The sequence below is a fragment of the Roseateles asaccharophilus genome, assembly GCF_031458115.1.
Taxonomy (GTDB): domain Bacteria; phylum Pseudomonadota; class Gammaproteobacteria; order Burkholderiales; family Burkholderiaceae_C; genus Pelomonas; species Pelomonas asaccharophilus_A.
Genome location: NZ_JAVDXV010000007.1, coordinates 11560 through 30366, shown reverse-complemented (window position 1 = coordinate 30366; position 18807 = coordinate 11560). Strand labels below are relative to the sequence as shown.

The 18807-nt window shown below is 62.5% G+C and carries 15 protein-coding genes; 10 read left to right on the top strand and 5 right to left on the bottom strand.

Annotated features, from left to right (window positions below; all coding sequences use genetic code 11):
• Window positions 1-514 precede the first annotated feature (514 nt).
• Complete coding sequence (locus J2X21_RS17355; protein WP_310330680.1) at window positions 515-1327, bottom strand: BrxR family transcriptional regulator; 813 nt, start codon at window positions 1325-1327, stop codon at window positions 515-517.
• 107 nt (window positions 1328-1434) lie between these two features.
• Between J2X21_RS17355 and J2X21_RS17350 the strand changes: the two genes are divergently transcribed.
• The 7 genes from J2X21_RS17350 (at window position 1435) to J2X21_RS17320 (ending at window position 10727) form a co-directional block, all read left to right on the top strand.
• On the top strand, window positions 1435-2865 hold the full coding sequence (locus J2X21_RS17350; RefSeq protein WP_310330678.1) for a Wadjet anti-phage system protein JetA family protein: 1431 nt from the start codon (window positions 1435-1437) through the stop codon (window positions 2863-2865).
• The gene (locus tag J2X21_RS17345; protein WP_310330676.1) at window positions 2855-3493 is read left to right on the top strand and encodes a DUF4194 domain-containing protein; all 639 of its coding nucleotides are present in this window, start codon (window positions 2855-2857) and stop codon (window positions 3491-3493) included. The genes J2X21_RS17350 and J2X21_RS17345 overlap by 11 nt, the downstream gene beginning before the upstream one ends.
• Entirely contained in the window at window positions 3490-6885 is a 3396-nt protein-coding gene (locus tag J2X21_RS17340; RefSeq protein WP_310330674.1) for an SbcC/MukB-like Walker B domain-containing protein, read from the top strand. The genes J2X21_RS17345 and J2X21_RS17340 overlap by 4 nt, the downstream gene beginning before the upstream one ends.
• Window positions 6882-8117, top strand: coding sequence for a Wadjet anti-phage system protein JetD domain-containing protein (locus J2X21_RS17335; protein ID WP_310330673.1), 1236 nt, complete (start codon window positions 6882-6884; stop codon window positions 8115-8117). The genes J2X21_RS17340 and J2X21_RS17335 overlap by 4 nt, the downstream gene beginning before the upstream one ends.
• 37 nt (window positions 8118-8154) lie before the next feature.
• Entirely contained in the window at window positions 8155-9438 is a 1284-nt protein-coding gene (locus J2X21_RS17330; RefSeq protein ID WP_310330671.1) for an abortive infection family protein, read from the top strand.
• 127 nt (window positions 9439-9565) lie between these two features.
• Window positions 9566-9766 (top strand): hypothetical protein, encoded by a 201-nt coding sequence (locus J2X21_RS17325; RefSeq protein WP_310330669.1) that lies wholly within the window; start codon window positions 9566-9568, stop codon window positions 9764-9766.
• 31 nt (window positions 9767-9797) lie between these two features.
• On the top strand, window positions 9798-10727 hold the full coding sequence (locus tag J2X21_RS17320; protein ID WP_310330668.1) for a hypothetical protein: 930 nt from the start codon (window positions 9798-9800) through the stop codon (window positions 10725-10727).
• A gap of 35 nt (window positions 10728-10762) precedes the next feature.
• Here the strand turns inward: J2X21_RS17320 and J2X21_RS17315 are convergent, their stop codons facing one another.
• A complete protein-coding gene (locus J2X21_RS17315) occupies window positions 10763-12559 on the bottom strand; it encodes a UvrD-helicase domain-containing protein (RefSeq protein WP_310330667.1) in 1797 nt (598 codons plus the stop codon).
• Complete coding sequence (locus J2X21_RS17310; RefSeq protein ID WP_310330666.1) at window positions 12528-14327, bottom strand: ATP-dependent nuclease; 1800 nt, start codon at window positions 14325-14327, stop codon at window positions 12528-12530. The genes J2X21_RS17315 and J2X21_RS17310 overlap by 32 nt, the downstream gene beginning before the upstream one ends.
• Window positions 14328-14656: 329 nt before the next feature.
• Between J2X21_RS17310 and J2X21_RS17305 the strand changes: the two genes are divergently transcribed.
• Window positions 14657-15319, top strand: coding sequence for a competence protein CoiA family protein (locus J2X21_RS17305; protein WP_310330665.1), 663 nt, complete (start codon window positions 14657-14659; stop codon window positions 15317-15319).
• A gap of 149 nt (window positions 15320-15468) precedes the next feature.
• On the opposite strand, the gene J2X21_RS17300 is transcribed toward J2X21_RS17305, so the two are convergent.
• Entirely contained in the window at window positions 15469-15648 is a 180-nt protein-coding gene (locus J2X21_RS17300; protein ID WP_310330663.1) for a hypothetical protein, read from the bottom strand.
• A 159-nt stretch (window positions 15649-15807) separates the two neighbouring features.
• Between J2X21_RS17300 and J2X21_RS17295 the strand changes: the two genes are divergently transcribed.
• Both J2X21_RS17295 and J2X21_RS17290 read left to right on the top strand, forming a co-directional pair.
• Window positions 15808-16083 carry a hypothetical protein gene (locus J2X21_RS17295; RefSeq protein WP_310330661.1) on the top strand — a complete coding sequence of 92 codons (276 nt, stop codon included), beginning with the start codon at window positions 15808-15810 and terminating at the stop codon, window positions 16081-16083.
• 220 nt (window positions 16084-16303) lie between these two features.
• Entirely contained in the window at window positions 16304-17461 is a 1158-nt protein-coding gene (locus J2X21_RS17290) for a hypothetical protein (RefSeq protein WP_310330659.1), read from the top strand.
• Between the two features lie 101 nt (window positions 17462-17562).
• On the opposite strand, the gene J2X21_RS17285 is transcribed toward J2X21_RS17290, so the two are convergent.
• The gene (locus J2X21_RS17285) at window positions 17563-18786 is read right to left on the bottom strand and encodes a three-Cys-motif partner protein TcmP (RefSeq protein ID WP_310330657.1); all 1224 of its coding nucleotides are present in this window, start codon (window positions 18784-18786) and stop codon (window positions 17563-17565) included.
• Window positions 18787-18807: the final 21 nt, after the last annotated feature.

Below are 18807 nucleotides of genomic sequence, written 5' to 3'. Positions count from 1 at the left end.
AAGTTTGCGCAGGTTTAGACGAGGATACTTAGCGATTTGCACCGATGCGCGACAAGGGTATGCCGCGATAAAATCGGAATATCAGTTGCACACAGAATATCTTGTGTGCGTCACCGAGCTAATTTATATATTTCGCGGAGAATATCCGCGGCGCACAGGAATTGGCCCAAACCTAAGAGAAATCCGGGTTGGATGAAGGCTTCGGCACCGGCTACAAGGGTCTGCATGAGCGACGACAGCAATTGCCGACCACGCGACTTCCCCAACCCACGAACAGGTCGACGTCCAGTTGTCGTGCGTGTGGTGTCTGCGGGTAGAAGCCGATGCGAAGGCGACTTAATCAACGGCGTGGTTGCCCCGCATGTCACGCACTGTGCAGCGCGCCGCAGCCGCGCCACCTTCAACGCAGCCAAGGTCGTGTTTGGATACCGCTCGCGCAGCCCTATTCGCGGGCGTCGGCGACCGCGACCAAGTGAACGATCCGCGGATAGGAGCGGAGGCCCGATCGGTCAGGTCACGCTTTTGCCTCTGGCACAAGGTCTCCAATGTCCTGAGGCGATGCCAACGCCAGCTGGAACTCGGGCGGCAGATCGCGCTTCACGTCCAGTGCTACGCGAAGATCCTGCAGGACATACATCGCCAAGCTGCGGCGAACACGCAGGCGCTTGGCACGCGCGCCGGGGAACATCTCCGCCGCGATCAGGTTCTGCTGCGCTTCCGTAAGGCTGGGGTGGGGAATCAGTCGCAAGTCGACCATGCGGGTCCAGCCAGCATCGCGGCCCTCAGCAGCTTCGGGCGGTCGAGACGCTTCGACAGCTTCGGCGGTCTGCACGCGCGACAGCACGAAGTCCCGGAAATCCCGACGCTCGGTGCACCACGCACGCATGTGCCACCGCCGCGGAGCTCGAACCAGCGCGTGCGGGAACACGACTCGCGGAAGCCCCTCCGGATGGTTCATAGATCGATAGATGATCTTGACGCCCGCGCCAGACTTGGCCGCCTGCACGACGGCGGAGAACACGCTGGGTTGGACCGCAGTCAAGTCAATCCGGGCGTCATGAAGGCAGGGCAAGAGCGCATCGGCTCCGCCAGGCGCGGACGCCACGAGCTTCAGGTAGGCGTCCGGCGACTGCCTTGAGCTGGAGCGCGGGGCAGGGGAGGCCCAGACGATCGGGCCGCGCTTGTTGGGGCGCTTGATGAGGGCGCCGAGCCGCTCGATGAGCTCGGCCAGCAACCGGCTGGCCCAAACCGGCTTGACGCCCAGCAATTGCCGGATTCGGGCGTTGTCCAGTTCGCCTTCCCACCGGAGGACGGTCTCGAGATCCATCAGGCGGTCTGGCGCTCGATCCTCGACGACGTCGTCTGTTGCCATGAGTCGCCTCGGTAAAAGTGATGTTGACAGTTAGTCTAGACCATAACTTATATTAGAAGCTAATGAACATCTTCGACCGCCTCCCCCTAGGTTTGTTCGGTCCCTTGACTGGGCGGAACGGTCGTCGGATGTGGGATCTGATCGGCCGGCTGGCGCAGCAGTTCTTTGGGCCGGACTGCATTCCGACCTACGCCGAGGGCTATCTGCACGAGCAGATCACCAAGGAAATCGAGCGCTTTCTGCTGGACGCGCAATGGGAGGACGAAGAGCGTGGCGAGATCCTGACGACCCCGCTCAACATCCAGGCCAACAACCTCCAAGAGCGGCTCGTGACCACCGGCTGGTTGATCGAGGACCGCGTTGGCGCGCGGGTCTTCGTAAGCATGCGGCCAGTCGTCGCACGATTTTTTGAGGCGGTGCACCAGTTCGTCGAGGACGGTCCACCGTTGATCGGCGGCAATGTGCAGCTCGTGTTCAACCAGCTGCGCAGCGTCGTCGAGTCGCCGCGGGAACAGGCGCAGGGGTTCATTTCGGCGGCACAGCTGTGCGTCAGGTTGATCAATTCACTGTCTGCCACCACGCTGCGCGCGCGGGACCTGATCAAGGAGTTGCTGCGCGAGAACGAGACACCGGCCTTCGTGAAGCGGTTCTTCGGCGAGCACATTTCCGAGCTCTACGTCCGTGACTTCAAGAACCTGCGGACGGAGAACCATCCATTGCGCCTTCGCGGCGAGATCCTCGACATGGTGAGCCAGGTCACCACGGACCCTGTCGCGCGGGCAGAGCTGCTGGCGGGCTATGCCACGATTGCCAAGAGCAGCGAGTTGCCGGAGCAGATGCTCGACCGCGACATCCGGCGCTTCGAGCGGCTGATCGACGTCGAGCAGTTCATCGACCGCATGGACCAGGTGATGGAGCAGGCCGGCCGCATTGCAGCCAGCCACCTCGAATACAGGCTGAAGGCGACGGACCGCATCGAGTCGACCATCGAAGACACTGTCCGCTCTCTTCAGCGCGCTGAGACGCTGGGCATAGATGCTGAAGGCTCGCTGTTCGCGCCAGCTGGTCTGGTGTCGGAAGGCCGCCTGCGCCTGCCCGCGCCAGCGCCGGTCAAGCAAGTGCGGCAGCCGATGCGCAAGCGAGAGATGACCTTGCAGGAGCGTGCCGCCCAGTTGTTGAGGCGGGAGATGACGCAGCACCGTGATTCTTCCCCGAAGGTCCTGCAGGCCTACGTGGCGAGTCATCTCAAGCCAGGCGAGACGCTTCATGCGCAGAGCCTCCCTGTCAGCAAGGTCGAGGACGCCGTTGCCTTCCTGGCACTCGTCCATATCGGCTCCATCGCACGGCACTCGCCACGGGCCATCCAGCAGAACCCGTTGCTCCGGCGGATCGACTTCGAAGTCGAGCTCCTGCCGTTTCCCGCGCGGGTCCAGACACCACTTTTCGATGCGCCGGATTTCGTGATCCGCAGAAAGGGTTCCCATGCCGCGTAACTGGCTATCGCTCGCCGAGAGCACGGACGGCGACTACGTGGTCGCGGACTTCCAGCAGGCCCTCCACCAGCTGGTAACGCAGCAGTGCCTGTATGCCAGGTTCCTTCACCAGAGCGTCGCGTACCGGCTCATCTGCGCATTTCGCGACGATTTCCAGGACGCGGTGGCGCTGCAGGGCCTGCGCTTGGGCTTCAAGGACAAGCACCAGTTCTGCTTCGTCACTCAAGAAGTGACCAAGCCGCAGCTGATGGACAAGAAGGACACCCAGTTCCTGCTGGCGCTGCGCCAGGTCTACCACCTGCATGCGACGTCTGGTGATCTCAATGAGCTCGGCGAGGCACATGTAGGGCTGGTCGAGTTCCAGGAGGGCTACAAGGCGCTGACTGGCCAGGACATCGACGTTCGCACCAAATCGATCGAGCCGCTCTGCAAGATGGCCTATCGCCAAGGCTTGGCCAGGCTCGTCGACACGCAAGACGGCAATGTGCAGCCGCATGCCATCTTGATTCTTCCAGGCATCGCTGAAATCCTCAGCGAGCAGGCCATCGGGCGGTTCGGCGCGGCGCTGAAGGCGAGCATGCCGGCCGCCAACGATCCCACGGCAGAGCCGAACGGGGATGCCGAATGAAGCACCTGATCGCAGTTCACCTGGTGCAGTTTTCGTTCTGGGACTACGAAACCTTTGTGCTTTCGAGTGGCGGCACTGCCTTCATTGGTCCCAACGGCGCGGGAAAGACGAGCCTTGTTGACGCCGTGCAGATCGCTCTGATCGGTGCGCACGGGGGCAACCTGCAGTTCAATGCCCAGTCCGTCCATGCCAACGCTCGCTCGCTGCGGGACTACGCGCTGGGCACCATGCGGTCGGGCGACGAAGAAGCCGGCATCCAGGTGCGCAAACGGGACGAAGCGACCTCGTACATCACGCTGGTGTTCCAGGACGACGTGTCCGGGGAGACCTGCAGTGCCGGCATCGCGCTGGAAAGTAGCTTCAAGGTGCGTGACGAGGTCATCCTCGGCCTGTTTGTGCTCCCGGGCGTCATGTTGACACTGGGCCACCACCTCGAAGATTTCGGGGTCAACGGCAAGGCGCCGATGGACTGGGATCTATTCGCGGCCCAGGCGCGCCAGCTGTCCGCCAAAGCCGGCCGCACGCCCACCATCACCAAGAAGCCGGAGACCTACCTCGAGGAACTGCTCCACCAACTGTCCGACCAGAAGAAGGGCATCGACCCGCGCAAGTTCTTGAAGGCGCTCAGGCAAAGCCTCAAGCTCAAGGACATCCAGAGCGTCAACGATTTCCTCCGGCAAAACCTCGTGGAGGCGACCAAGATCGATCGGTCGAGCACGCTGCGGCTGATGCAGACCTACCGGAACATCATCGATCAGATCGAGCTCGTGAATCTGCAGCTGTCGCAGCTCGACTCACTGACCGGCAGGTACGACAACCTGGCCCGACTGCACAAGACCAAAGCCGTCGTGGAGGCCGTCCGACTGGGGCTGTTGGTCGAATCATCGGACGCCGAGGTGGCCCGGTTGACCGAGCTGCAGGAGCGCCTGAAGGGCAGTGCCGTCGTCCAAACCAAGGCGGTCGAGACCGCGAAGGCCGACGTGGAGTCGACGTTCAGGACCTACGAGGATCTGCTGGGCGCGCTCAACCGCGATCCGGAGGCCAGCGCGCCGGAGCAGGCAAAGCAGCTTCAGCGGGCGATGGCTGATGCCAGCACCACCGCTCGGCGTGAGGTGGAGCAACTCGAATTCCAGGTTGCTGACGCGCTACAGCAACTCACGCTTGCTTTCGAGGGTGCCGACGGCGATGTGCACGAAGCGGCATTTCAGGCACTCCAGGCCTGGGACACCCGTCGGCAGAAGAACCTCCGTCCCGACGCCAGCCAGGTCTCGGATGCCCTGCAGTTCCTGAAGCGATCGCACGCCAGCCTCGAAGGCCTGTTCAAGACCCGCGGGGCCGAGCATGCCCGCGCGGAGCGGGCTAAGACCGCCGTTGCGAACAAACTCCATTCGGCGGCCAAGGGCCGCAACATCAAGGACGAGAACATTGCGGCCGCACTGCGCCTGTTCGATGACAGAGGCATCGGCTGCCGCACCGCGGCCAGTGTGCTGACGCTCAAGGACACCAGCTGGCAGGAGGCCGTCGAAACGCTGATGGGCGGCACCCGCTACGCAATCCTGGTCGATTCCGGCAAGGAGGACGACGCGACCGGCCTGGTTCGCCGCTACCAGATCCCTGAGGTCGCTGTCATCCAGCCGGACCACTTCCAGTCGTACATCGGCGCTACGCCTTTGCAGTCGACGGTTGCGGCGCTGTTCGAGTCGAAGGACCCTGTCGCCAAGGGATTCGTCAACTTCCTCTACGGCACCATGAAGACGGTGCAAACGGAGGAGGAACTTCGAAAGAATCCGCGGTCGCTGACCAAGGACGGCATGCTGAGCACCGGCGGCGTGACCAAGCGCATGCGGCTCATCGAATCCGAGGATTTCCTGCTGGGCGTCGAGCTGTCCCGCGACGACCGCGAGAGCCTGCGGCGTGAGCTGATCGCAGCCACGGAAGCGGAAAAACGAGCACTTGCCGCGAAGAACCAGACCCAGACAGCGCTGGGTGCCGTGGGTCATGTCATCCGCTCGGTCACCGAGGAGGCATTTCGGTCGGCGCTGCTGGCCAACCAATCCGCGCAGCTGCAAGCCGCTGCTGCGCTTGAGGCGGCCACGAAGGCGCCGTCTGAACGGCTGACCCAAATGCGCGCGACCGTCGACGAGGCGCGGACGGCCCACACCGCGGCGCAAGAGCGGTACGGTGAGGCCGGCAGAGCGCTGGCCACCCTGCGAGGGAAGATCGACCAGGCGACGGTCGACCTCGCCAAGGCCACCGAGACGTTGGAGGAAGCCTCGGCCCTGCATAGCGTCGCGCTGGCGGATCCCGACTATGACGGCGACTTGGCGGCGACGCGCGTCGACCAGGTCTACCGCGCCGGCGCCGATGGCCTGACGCAGGAACTTGCCGCCCTCGTCGCTGAGGGGAACAAGGCCACAGCATCCATCGCCAAGCTGGTTCCAGACATCCGAGACCAATTCATCGCGTTCATCAACGAGCATTCGATGGGCTTGATCGAAGAGCGCAATGATTGGCGACAGGCCGCCGGGTGGATCAAGGCTTTCAGCGACAAGTTGCGCAGCTCGACGCTGCAGGACTACCGCGCCGAAGCCGCTGCTGCCGAGGAGGCCGCCAAGGCGGCCTTCGAATCCGACATCAAGTTCGGCCTCCGTGAGGCGCTGCGTGGCATCGACCGGGAGATCAACGATCTCAACAAGATCCTGGCGACCTGTCCGACCTTCTCGAACAACGAGCGCTACAAGTTCGTCTCGTCCGTCGACCCGCAGTACAAGTCGCTGTACGACCTCATCGTCAGCCAATCGCAGGACGGCACCAAGGCCATGTTCGGGAAGGAGACCTTGCAGAGCCAACTGATGGGGATGCTCAAGGAAGCGGAACAGGGCGGCGCCAAGGGCAAGAACCCCATCTCCGACTACCGGCTCTTCTACCTCTTCGACCTGGCCATCCTCGTCGACGGCAAAGAGGTGGACCGGTTGAGCCAGCGCATGGGCAAGGCCTCCAATGGCGAGCACCGGGTGCCCTTTTATGTTATCGCCGGCGCGTCGCTGGCTTCGGCCTACCGCATCCAGCAGGGCGACCGCCACAGGGGCGCCGGCGTGATGATCCTCGACGAGGCCTTCTACGGCATGGATGCGCAGAACACTGTGGCCACCGCCGAGTTCCTGAAGTCGTTGGGTCTGCAACTCGTGATGGCAGGGCCAGACGCGGACACGAGCAAGCTGACGGCCGTGCTCGACTCGTACTACGACCTGACCCGCTTCGGGCCAGACGTCTTCGTCGAATGGATGCGGGTCACGGAGCAGGCGCGGCAGCTGCTGCAAAGCGACATGCCGGGCCGCCACCCGCACTTGCTTGACGCCAAGGTGCAGCAGCTGTCGCTGGTCGGCGAATGAACAAAGTTGCCGAGCGCGCGCTGCAGAAGCTTCTGTCCCAGGCTGAAACTGCCTGGGCCAACGGCACGCAGGAGAAGGCGCTGTCGTTGCCGTTCTCCGAGTCCAAGCTGCCGGCGTATTTCGAGTTCGGGACGAGCGCTGATCGCTCCGCCTGCAACGCCCACCTGGGCCTGGCCGAGCACGCGGGCGCCATTGAGATTCACTGGGATCCACGCAGTGGCGACAAGCGGCAGATTGCACGCATCACCCTCCTGGACGCCGACAAGTTGGCGGCGTTTCTCGAGGTTTCCCCGAGGTGGGCCCTCGTGGAGGCGGCGACCTCCTCGCTGAATCAGATGGCGGAAGGGTTTCCGGTTCTGCATCAGGTCATTGCCGCGTGGAAAGCGGGGGTGCTCGTTCGCCGGACGAGTGCCTCGGACGTAGTTGATTGGCAGGATGCCTGTCGCGTGATACTTCACCGACGCGCCAGTGGGGACGTCGATCTACCGCACCGGGGGCTCAGCGTCTCGCTCTTCAATGACAGCAAGCGGCTTGAGGCGCTTTGGCCAATGCTCGACATCCTGCTCCAGGGTGGAATGGACGGGGCTGCCCGCAGCGACGAGGAGATCTGCGGTGAGCTCGGCATTGTCAAGTTTCCGTCCACGGTGCTCTTGGCGGGAAGCGCCCGGGTCACCTACGGTGGTCACGTCCTGGATGTCCGCTGGCCGTACCTCGGCCTGTCGCCCACGCATATCGACGCCGTTGAGCCGCTGGGCGACGTCGACACGTTGCTCAGCGTCGAGAACCTGTCCACCTTCCACGAACTGGCTCGCCAGTCGCAGGGAGGACAGCGGTGCATCTTGATCTACACAGCAGGCATGCCCAGTCCTTCGTGGCTGCGAATCTACCGGCTGATGCTTCGGGCGCTGCCGGCTGCTGCGGCGGTACGGCACTGGGGTGACATCGACGCCGGCGGATTCCGAATTGCCAACCGCCTCGCCAACACCTGTCAGGAGGAGGGCCGGCGGCTGAAGCCCTACGGCATGGCGGGGGAGCTGAGCAAGGAGGCTCTCGAAGCAGGCGAGGGCGCCCGCAAGGCCCTGGACGCCGCCGAACTCCGCACGATTCAGCGGATTTGCGCCGCGCGCGGGTGGGCCCGGGAATGGGCCTTTGTCGACGAGCGGAAGTTCGCTTACGAGCAGGAAGGCATGCGGGCCGTCATGCCGCCAGCGGATGCCCCCTCGGTTTCATAGCACCCGAATGCCAACTTGAATTCACGAAGAGGTAGACATGGACTCGCTTGAGCAAACGCTCGCCACTGTGCACGAACTGCTCAAGGCCGAGCATCTCGACGAGGCGGCCGCCCTGGTACGCACCTGTCCGGCCACCGTCGAGCAGGTGGGCTACGACAATTGGAACGGAGGTACGGACATCTACGAGGTGCGCCTCGAACTTCCGCCTTCGGATTTCGCGCGCCTGGCTGCTCGGCGCAGCCAGATTGAGGAGCAGATCGCGGCGCGGGTGAAGACTGTCCTTGAGCCGGAGACACAGGACTGGTACTCCGTGCGTTTCGTGCCCGCCAAGGCAAGTCGGCCCGATTGGCGCAGTGGTGGCCAGGACGGGGGCGTTGGCAATGACATCACGCTGCCCCGCCAGGTCCGGCAAAACATCATCGACGGCCTCAAGCTGGAGAGCGTCGCTTGGTTCGGCACGCTCGACGATGTCGAATTTCTCAGCAGGCTGTACGAGCTGAAAAGCATGCCCTCCCACGACTCCCGCTACAAGGACGCGGCAGGCGACATCTGGCAGCACCGCTTCAACAACGACGATTGGGACAGCGACTGGGTGTACACCGACAGCAGATTCAACCTGCTCGACGGACCGGCTGCGGCGTTTCTCCGCTTCCTCTGTGAGACCGTGCATCCAGTGGTCCGACCCAACCGTGACGAGGCGATCAAGCTCGTACGCCACTTCAACGATCAGTTGCGTCATGCAGGCTGGGAGATCGTTGAAGAGGAATTGATCGCCGGCCGTCCGCGCTTTTCGTACCGGCCGTTGAGGAACACCACAGCGCGTGCGGTGCTGAGGGCCAGGACGGTTGCCGACGCTTTGGATGCCGGATGGATGGCCAAAGAGATCGAGCGCCTGGAACAAGCCGTTGATCGAGACCCAGCCCTGGCCATCGGCACTGCAAAGGAGCTCGTCGAGTCCTGCTGCAAATCGCTGCTGAACAAGCGCGGCGTCGCGTTCACGAAGTCTGAAGACTTGGGCGAACTGACCAAGAAGGTGACAAAGGAACTTCAACTCGTGCCAGAGGGCATCACCGACGAAACCAAGGGGGCGGAGAACATCCGCCTGATCCTGCGCAACCTCACGCAGCTCACCAACAACCTTGCCCAGCTGCGCGGGCTTTACGGCACCGGCCACGGTCGTGACGGCCAGCATCGAGGACTGCAGCCTCGCCACGCTCGCCTGGCGGTGGCGTCTGCGGTGGCCTTCATCGACTTTGTGGCCGAGACCTATGCACAGCGCGAGTCGGTCCGGAGCGCAGAGCCGAAGGGCCAAGCGGTTTGACCGGCGGTGATCTGATGCAGCCTGCCACCACTCCTGAGACTGTACAGCCATGACATCTGCCGCCGCGGCCACCCTCTCTGTCAGAGACGTCCTTCTGCAGTCGGCCGCTGGGGCGGCTGCAGGGCGCATGGACGACATCGCCTATCTCGGCACCGACATAGGCATGTATCTCATGGCGGACTTGCCGGTGTTGGAAGACTGGCCCACTGAGGTGATCCCGGTGCACGTGCTCTACGCCCCCAACCGGTACCTGAATGCAACCGTGCGGGTCTTCATCGATTGGGCAGCCGCCCTCTTGGAACGTAACCAAGATCTGCGCCGAATCTAGTCTGGCGCAGGACATCTTCAAGGAGAACGGGATGACGATTGCCTATTGCTGGCTGGACCGGTCATGGTCGAGGGAGCGCATCACCGCCGTCGCCGACAGCCGAATTTCGCGGCAAGACGCGAACGGCGACTGGGTATCGATGCAAAACGAGACCATCAAGCTGTTTCGGGTGCCGGTCAGGTGCTACTCGATGGATACCCTGGACTACACCACAGCGACCTGGAGGAATCCGTACTTCGAGACAGAGTTGGGGCTGGCCTTCGCGGGCGACTGCACGGAGGCCCTCTCCATCGCCAACTCATTCATCCGCGCAGTGTCACAGTTGGTGGTCGATGGACCGACGAGACCAAAACCCGAACCAGCCAAGCTCTACCAGATGCTCACGGACGCCGGAACGCACTGGCTGTCTTCGTATGCAAGACCCAAGCCGGCGCAAGTGCAATTCTTGCTCTTCGGCTATTCCGATGAGGATCCACGGCCCTGGGCCGGCAGGCTGGCGTGGCCCCACATTTCGGGGCCCAACGGAAACCAATTCGAGCACCCGATTCGAGACGACAGCATTTTTGTGATCGGCGCGCACACGTCACCCGTGGGTGACGACTTTGCGCAGAAGCTCAGGCGCCTGTTCCAGAAAAAGGCAGGCAAGAAGATGAACGTGGCCGAACTTCGCAAGGCGGGCATTGAGCCGGATCTTGAGCGTGCCAAGCTTCTCAGTGCAGACAGCATGAGGATCGAGGATGACATCGCGAGCCTGCTCATGTCCGCGACCGAGGTGACCATTGGCGGCACGATGCAGAAGCTGGAGGTCTTTCCTGAGCTTGAAGGTCGTGCCGTCGTCTCGTTTTCGAGGGACGCTGAAGGCCTGGCCCAAGATTTTCGGGAGGTGGCGCCGAGGCTCGCCTATCGCAGCGTTTGGCAGCAAATGGGTGAGGCAGGGCGCCCAAAGCCTTATCCGGCTTAAGACAGCCCGGACTGACGGCTTGTCATCCGAGGGCGCTAGTCGTCATCGGCAGCGGCCAGATGCGCCTCGACCTCTTTTACAAACGGAGAAGGACTGCCGATCTTGTGGGTCAGGTGAATTTCCCGCTTGGCACGCGTGAAGCCCACATAGAACAGCCGTCGATTTTCAGCGCCTGCGGGGAGGCGCTGATCGTCAGCTCCAAACAGGAAGACGATGTCGAACTCCCGCCCCTTGGAGCTGTGCAGCGACGATAGCGTGAGGCGATCGCCGAAGTCTCCGACGCCGGCAAACTCGCTTAGGCTCATGCCGCTGTGGGGGCCGCCATCGGACACCCGCGCCGCGAAAGCGGTGAACGCCTCTATCTCGTCGTTCAGATCAGGGCAGGCCGCCGCCATCGGGTCCACTACAGCTGCCTCCACCGCATCGAGCCAGTCCGTCAGGCGGACTGCGCCGTCGCGGCGCTCCCATAGGCACGCCAATAGCTGCCGATGGAACGCGAGAACCTGCGCTTCGCCCCACAGCGCCTGAGCGAACAGACGTTGGCCATCCCTGGCAAGCCTCGAGAACCTCGGCTTTCCAGACTTCCATCCGTCGCAGCACCAATGGCTGCATTGCTCCAGCCACTGCATCAGTCGGCTGGTCTTCGGGTACAGCGACTTCTTGTCACTGCGAACAGTCGGTATTCCAGCGGCCGCAGCTGCAGCAAATACCTCGTCGCCAACCCATGCAGCTTGATAGAGCACGGCAACGTTCTTGTAGCTCAAGTCCTCATGCCGTTCGAGCGCTTTGGGCAGCAGCGTGTTGATCAGCGCTCTGGCCTGCGCTAAATAATTGCCAGCAAGCCGCTCGATGAACACGTCACTGACCGTGTCATCGTCCGCTGCCTTGTAGTTCCGATCCTCACCCAAGGCTGCTTGGGCGGCGGCAACGATCTTCGTACCGCTGCGGTAGTTGAGCTTCAGCTGGATAGTCTCGACGTCGTCTCGCTCGGACAGCTTGTGCAGCAGGCCCGGTTTGGCGCCGGCGAAGCCATAAATCGACTGGTCCAGATCACCCACCGCGAATAGACGAATCCCCGCCTTGAAACACAGCCCGAGGACCATTCGGTGCAGTGCTGTGCCGAGGTCCTGGTATTCGTCAACGACCAGGATCGGAAATTTAGCCAACAAGGCTTGGCCGAGCCATGCGTTCTGCTTCAGGGCCGCGAAAGCGAGCCTTGGCATGTCGTCGAAATCAATCACGCCTTGGGCCCGCAGCTCCGCTTCATAGGCCTCAGCGAGGGCCGCCATGCGGGGACTCGTATCGCGCCAAGCTGCAGCGGTCCGATCGATATGCGTTCGCCTGTAGTTGCTGAGCGGAAAGCTCATTTCGTCTGGATTCCCAGGGCCTCCGATCGTGCTTTCATAGGCCGCGGCGAGCGCGCGATTTCGCTGAGTCTCCGTCGCCACGCCGACGTTGTCGGGCAGGCCGAGCTTGGCGGTCTTCGCGTAGGGAAGAATGATCTGCGTCATCGAGAACGAGTGGACCGTCCCGATGAATACCCGGCCGCCTGGTTCGACGCCAAGGGCCGCCAGCCGATCTTCCAGCTCGCGGGCACATTCGTTGTTGTATGTGATGCACGCGAGGCCGCGAGGCTCGTGAACGTCCTCCGCCAGCATGCGCGCGACCTTGGCGGCCAGAGTCTTCGTTTTGCCGCTGCCCGGCCCTGCGAGCACGACGCAGTGCGCTTTGGACTCGTACGCTGCCCACTGCCCGGCATTGCCCTTCAACTGCTCCGCGGCGCGGAGGTAAGCGGCCCTTTCAGACACGGCCGACGACGTGGTCGATGGCACGGGAGATGTAGCCCGGCGGCTGGACATCGGCGACCCGAGTCGCAAGTCGCTGCGCGAACCGGCCTTTGCCAACGGCGTCGATGATGCTCAGGTACTTCTCGGCATCGAGAGATTTCGGGTCGGCGTCCCACTCGTTTATCCAATCGGTGCGCTCTGGCCCCCAGCGTGTTTCTCGAAGCGTCGCGATGATCGGATCGGTGAAGTCTTCATCCTTGAAAAGATCCACCTCCAGCGTGTGGTTGTTCGAGAACACGCCGAACTCCTCGCAGCGTTCACAGAACTCCGTGTAAGTCGGCAAGGCATCAAGCTCTTTCAGCAGCGCCTTTGGCGACGCCCCAGTTCGGGTCGTCTCGATCGTGTCTACCAAGTTCAGGCTTCGCCTGGCCCCCAATGGACTCTTACCCTCGCGCGGATCCCAATCCGTCACGATGGCGAAAGGGATGCCCAAGGCGGTCAAGAATTTTGCATATGGGGTGAAATTCGTCCCGGCGACGGAGCACACCGTGATGCCCAGATGGTCCAGGTCGTGACCGCAGCTCTTAGCGAACACCGGCATCAGGAACTTCTCGGCATCTCCCTCCACGAGGACGATGCCGCGGGCAAAGAGCATCTCGGCGCGCGTCACATCCAGATAGCGGGTCAGGTCTTCCTCATCGTCTTCGTCGAGGTCGATCTCTGCAGCGGAAGTGGCGACGGTCCCTTCTTGACTCGTATCGCGGAGAAGCACCAGAGAGCGCAGTGGCGCAACACTCGCGATGTGTGGAGAGTGGGTTGTGAGGATCAGCGACAGACGTTGGTCGTCGTCCTCTGCTTTGGCAAAGGTCTCGAACAGGTGGCGATACACGGATCGCTGCAGATGCGGGTGAAGGTGGGCCTCAGGTTCTTCGATCGCCAGCAGAGCGTGGTTGCGCCGCCCCTCCTTCATCAGCTCCCTGAGTTCCAGCGCCTTCAGCGTCAGGAAGGCGACGTTGGCCGACCCAAGGCTGGCCTCGGAGATGGACCGCTGGCCCTGATCCATCAGAAGCCTCAGATTGCGGAACAGCCGGCGCAGATCCGTGGTGCCAAATCCAATACTGAGGTCGATATCCTGCTTCGGTCCGCTCATCTGGGCGAACAGGTCACTCAAGGACTTCTCCAGCTCCGTGATGGTGGGCAGCTCAGCGAGCTTTTCAGAAGCGCCGGCCACCTCGTCCCTGATGTTCTTCAGGTCTTCATCGGGCACGTCGGCAAACGCTCGTTCGAGGAGCGGGCGTAGGGGGGAGCGACGCCAGGTCGCCAAATCACCCTCGGCGTCGCGCAGGGCCGGCAGCACGTCCATGGCGATCCGCCGGCGCACGTCATGGCCGAACGATTTGTTATCGGCTTCGCCGCCATAGCAGCAGAACTCGTAGTCCTCGTCGGTTTGAGGGAAGCCCGCAAGGTCTTCCCTGGGGCGAAATTCGTAGGTCAGCCGCACCGTTTCGGGGTCATCGTCGAGCCTGAAGTCGGTCAGGAGGGCGAGGACGTCCATGTCGTCGCTGAAATCCTGAATGTCGACAGAAATGGTGATCTTGCTGTCCTCGAGCTCACTGATGCCATCCCAGAAATCGGCGCGCGTCAGCTGGCGAGCACTGTCTGGCAACGAGGGGTCGAAAACCAGCCTCAGAGCGTGCAGCAGGTTGCTCTTGCCGACCCTGTTCTCGCCGACGATGACCAGGTTGCCGTCAACGGCAATGTCGATCTCTCGAAAGTTCCGAAAGTTCTCGATGTAGATGCGAGTGAGCTTCAATTGTTCCTCCCTGCGGCGTTATCTTGTTTGTGGCCGGCACGCCGGGTATGCCGATGGTCGCTGACTCTAACGCCGTTCACCGGCGTGCAGCAGATGAGGGCGTTGCTGCGAGCACGAATGGCGGCGATGCACCTACCGCCAACTCGTTGATCCCTGATCGGAAGCTATTCCTGCACTATCTGGGGCAGGCGAGATGCGAAGTCGATCAGAGCAATTCAGCGGCGTCTGCAGCGCCACAATGAGCTTGGTGGAGCCGCCACTTTTGGCGTACTTCAGGGCCAAAGGAACAATACATGACTCAGGCAGCTTGGACACGCGAAGGCGTACCGGTGGACGCCGGCACCTTCCCCATCGCAGCCTGGGAAGAGCTGAAGCGGTCCGCTACCGTCGGCGACTTCGTGATGCCGTGTTGCAAGGCGCCGGCCGTGCTAAAGACCAGCATCAACGGCTTGCCCTTCTTTGCTCACCTGTCGGATGAGTGCGCCACCGCGCCCGAGACGGTGTGGCATCAGGACGGCAAGGCGTCGGTGCTGGCCGCTTTGCTCGGCATGGGCATTCAAGGCCGCGATGAGGCACCTGGCCGGTCACCGAGCGGGGGCAGATGGGAGGCAGACGTCCTGTTCTCGGTCAACGGCCGCACCTTCGCGATCGAGCTGCAGCGGTCCTACCAGAATCTCCGTGACTTCCTGCGGCGCCAGGAGCGCTACACCGCCTCGTCGGTCGAGTGCTACTGGCTGGTCCGCCATGAAACCTTCTTCACGTTGGGCAAAGCCACGTCTCGCCTAGCGTTGAAGCGTGACTTCAACAACACCTGGCCGGAAGGCGGCATCGGGACGGGCATGCTTCCGGAGCTGCCTGTTGCCGTGCTTGACACCACCGACACGCCACGCGTTCTGTTTGGCCTAGGAAAGTCGGCAACGGTGGCCGTCTGGCTGGCGGGCGTGATCGATGGGTCGTTCCAGTACAGGGGCGGCGCTTGGAATCTGGGCTGACAGAGCTTTCCGGCTATTCAGCTTGAAGGCGCCGTCCAGGTGCGCGTACGAGCGACCGCGTGAGCTGCAGACGTGGCGACGGGCCAAGCGAAAAATTCGTGGCCCGTCGCGCCGCCGGTCAACGCAGGGTCTCCGGCAACGGCGTCGCGCTAGTGGGCGCCGCCATCGTTCACCGGCGCTGAGGACATCGAGGGCTTGGACATCCACACCACCCCGATGAGCAGCGTGAACAACACCGCGGAGCCGAGGAAGATGTCGTCCGCCGCCCAGGTGAAGGACTGCTGGTCGATGATGCGGTTGAGTTGGGCGGCCGCCTGTTGTGCGGACATGCCCAGCCTGGTCAGCGCACCCAGCCCCTCATTCGCATTCTGGCCACCTGCCGCGGCAGTACTTTGCTGTCGTGGGACTTGCATAGGCGATCTGTTGCGACAGCCAGGATGGAACGCAGGACGGGCTGGTATGAAATCAAGAACTGAGACAGTCAGGCGATGAACGAATACACCAAGGACAGACTGAGGGAAGAGCTCATAGCCGCCGCTGAGAGACTCTTCGCAGACCAGCTGCGCCGATGGAAGGAAGCAGGGTTGGACGTCCAAAAGACAGTCGACTTGACACCGAAGAAGGATGGCCGCCACTCAGGCAGCGTCACCTTTTTGGTTCCTTCCAGTGGCACGGTCAAGTCTGACACGTTGACCTTTGACTACGTTCCTCGCGCACTTGGCGTGGATGCCCATTGGCAGGTGTGGAGTCGGCCCGGAGATTGAAGCCGCGTGGCTTCCTTCGCGGTCGTCCAGGCCGTGCGCGAGTCTTCATCCAAGCTCTCCGTCGGCAAAGTGAATCCTCCCAATGAGCTGGGCCTTTTCGCGCAAGGGGCCAGGTCTTGATGGCAGTGCACTAGTTCACAGGGAGCGCATCGGCACAATCGGAAGGGTCATACATAGCGCTCAAACTAAACGGAGTTGAGCAGACGAGGAGAAGGGGAGCATGGAGCAACCGCGGGAAACGGGATTGGGTGACGACGGTCCAGGCGACATCAAGCGCAAGTACCTCGCGGAGGCAGGCTTGATCTTGTATTCCGATGCCCCGGTGATGTTCCGCCCGTCGGACATTTACCGGCTCGGCAAAGATCCTGGCTTCCGGGAGGTGCTGCGAGGCTCGAACATCTACCTCATCTGCCGGCGCCACCGAGTTTCGATCGATCCCCTCTCCCTCGAGGTGAAGGGCGGCGACCTCTACGGCGACTTTCTGGTCCACGGTGAGGGATACCAGGAGTGGGAGCCCGTGTCATTCACATTGACGCCGGCGCAGCTCGGCCGCACAAGCCCGCCGATTCCTTTCGTGGCGGTGCGAGCCGATAGCGCGGCTGGCCACGGGATAGTCCTGGCCGAGCAAACCGGCCATACGGTTGAGATGTCGTGCGCCGTTCTTGCGACGCAGAGCAAACACAAACTGGGGGACAACACCAAGCTGGAGGTGCTGTATGTCGGTCAAACCTTTGGTGCGAAGGGCGACCGATTGGCAGTCGATCGACTCAGCCGGCATACCACCTTGCAGCGCATCCTCGCGGATGTCGCCGACCAATGTGGCCGAGACGAAGTGCTCCTCCTCGGGCTGACCTACGGCCGCGCCAAGAACATGCTGTCCTCCGCCGGCAACCGCTGGGTCGAACCATCGGCGACGTCAGAAGAGGAGCACGCCCACTGGAAGAAGACCGGCGGGCAGACATTCACGCGCAAGGATCGAATCCTCCTCGCCGAGGCCGCGCTGATCAACTACTTCAAGCCGCACTACAACCTGCAGCACCTAGATTCCTTCAGCACGAAGGAACGCCGGCGCAAGCTGAAGACGCTGCAATCGCTCTTCCGCGAAGACTTTTCCGCGTTGATGGTGGAGATCAGCACCAGCGCCATCGGCGCCAAGCTGTGGTCAGCCGCAGCGCCTCGAAGTCGCGGGGAGATGTTGTTCACCGCAAGCAAGGTTGCCGAGATGCGGGCCAACAGCCTGAAGGCGGATCCGCCCATGCCGTCGTCAGAGTTCGACGAGTTCATCCGTGACCACGTCATGGTCCACATTGCGCAATATGCGCTGTACGACCCGACTGAGCGCGAAACCTTCCTGCACGGGCTGCATTGGGGCGAGTGACGCCGATTGCGCAACCTTCGGAGGCGCCCTCATGGCCAAGGCGCTCTACCGACGTCCTGCTCGTCGGCACCACACGTTGCCGGCCACATGCCGCGATGCAGCTATTCCACCGCGGTCATCTTGCTGAGCAGGCCGAGTGAAAACTGCCTCCTGAACCTCAGGACGTGATCGTCCTGGATAGCTGTTCGCACGTGACGCACGCTGCCGTTGTCGCCGATCACTTCGATCTGCTGATCGTGGACGACGTCCAGGATGGCCTCTTCGATCATGGATTCGGTAGCCGGTGTCCAATTGATCTGGTCCACGATGAACTTGCGGAACGGCACGCCGTCTGGGCACGCGGCAATGGCCCTTGGAATCTGTTCTAGCAGCGCGGTCTTGCTGGACTGGCTTGCCAGGTCGTCGAACTCGAAAGCGGCCTGCGGCCGGCCGTCGTCATCGATCTTCGTGGCGTACCCCGTGCTGAACATGTCCAGACCCGGGCCGGCATATTGGACGAAGTGGTTGTGGTGGGTCCAGTGCGTCTGGGCCATGACGTCTCGCGCCTTCCAGTGATGGGACAGGTGCAGTAGCCAGTAGTCGCCGTGGCCCTTTTGAGGCCGCACGAAGAATGGCGTGAAGAAGCTCGCCCCTGACTTGGTCGTGATCTGTTCGTAGAGCGCGGATTGAATCTTCCTGCGCCAGCCAGGGCCGCGGGTTGCCTTGTCGAGATCTGCGGCTGTGATGGCGCCGACAACGCCGGTCTTGCGTTCGAAGGCCTTCCAGTTGTCCGGGCTGAGGTAGTTGATCAGCGAATCGACGTAGAAAGTCAGGATGACCTCAGGGCGCTTCATGGTGCTGAAGATCGCCTGCAGTGTCTGCAACGGCACCTGGTCGTAGCCGTACTGATCCAGGATGAACAGAGCTCGACCGCTCTTGGGCGAGCGCTTCCGTGCACGCTGCACCAGCGCCGGTGCATGGTTGGCGAATTCGCCCTCTACCAGTTCGATCTCGCTGCGAGCCAGCTGGTCGGCGTATCCACGGTCGGTCAAGACCTGCCGCAGGTGCTGCAGCGCGGACTTGTTGGCGTCGACGCAGAGCAGCTGCACGTCGAAGTGGATGTCCTTGCGGCGGTTGGTCGCACCCATGACCCGCACCTTGGCCTCTTTGATGGCCTCGAGGATCACGACTGGCGAGCCCACCACTTCTTTGCCGTCCTCGTTCAGGTAAAGGCCGCCCCCGCAGAAGCCGTCAACGATGGTGATCTTGATCTGGTCCTGCTCGGGCCGCGCGACCAACGTCAGGAAATAGTCGACCAAGTAGTCGCGAAGCACCGCGTGCTTCACCTCGCTATGGCGACCCAGGGA

What these genes read in the sequence shown, in the direction of transcription:
- J2X21_RS17335 (WP_310330673.1), top strand. Translation starts at nt 6,882, where the DNA reads ATGAACAAAGTTGCCGAGCGCGCGCTGCAGAAGCTTCTGTCCCAGGCT.
- J2X21_RS17295 (WP_310330661.1), top strand. Translation starts at nt 15,808, where the DNA reads ATGAACGAATACACCAAGGACAGACTGAGGGAAGAGCTCATAGCCGCC.
- J2X21_RS17290 (WP_310330659.1), top strand. Translation starts at nt 16,304, where the DNA reads ATGGAGCAACCGCGGGAAACGGGATTGGGTGACGACGGTCCAGGCGAC.
- J2X21_RS17330 (WP_310330671.1), top strand. Translation starts at nt 8,155, where the DNA reads ATGGACTCGCTTGAGCAAACGCTCGCCACTGTGCACGAACTGCTCAAG.
- J2X21_RS17350 (WP_310330678.1), top strand. Translation starts at nt 1,435, where the DNA reads ATGAACATCTTCGACCGCCTCCCCCTAGGTTTGTTCGGTCCCTTGACT.
- J2X21_RS17345 (WP_310330676.1), top strand. Translation starts at nt 2,855, where the DNA reads ATGCCGCGTAACTGGCTATCGCTCGCCGAGAGCACGGACGGCGACTAC.
- J2X21_RS17340 (WP_310330674.1), top strand. Translation starts at nt 3,490, where the DNA reads ATGAAGCACCTGATCGCAGTTCACCTGGTGCAGTTTTCGTTCTGGGAC.
- J2X21_RS17300 (WP_310330663.1), bottom strand. Translation starts at nt 15,648, where the DNA reads ATGTCCGCACAACAGGCGGCCGCCCAACTCAACCGCATCATCGACCAG.
- J2X21_RS17320 (WP_310330668.1), top strand. Translation starts at nt 9,798, where the DNA reads ATGACGATTGCCTATTGCTGGCTGGACCGGTCATGGTCGAGGGAGCGC.
- J2X21_RS17355 (WP_310330680.1), bottom strand. Translation starts at nt 1,327, where the DNA reads ATGGATCTCGAGACCGTCCTCCGGTGGGAAGGCGAACTGGACAACGCC.
- J2X21_RS17325 (WP_310330669.1), top strand. Translation starts at nt 9,566, where the DNA reads ATGGACGACATCGCCTATCTCGGCACCGACATAGGCATGTATCTCATG.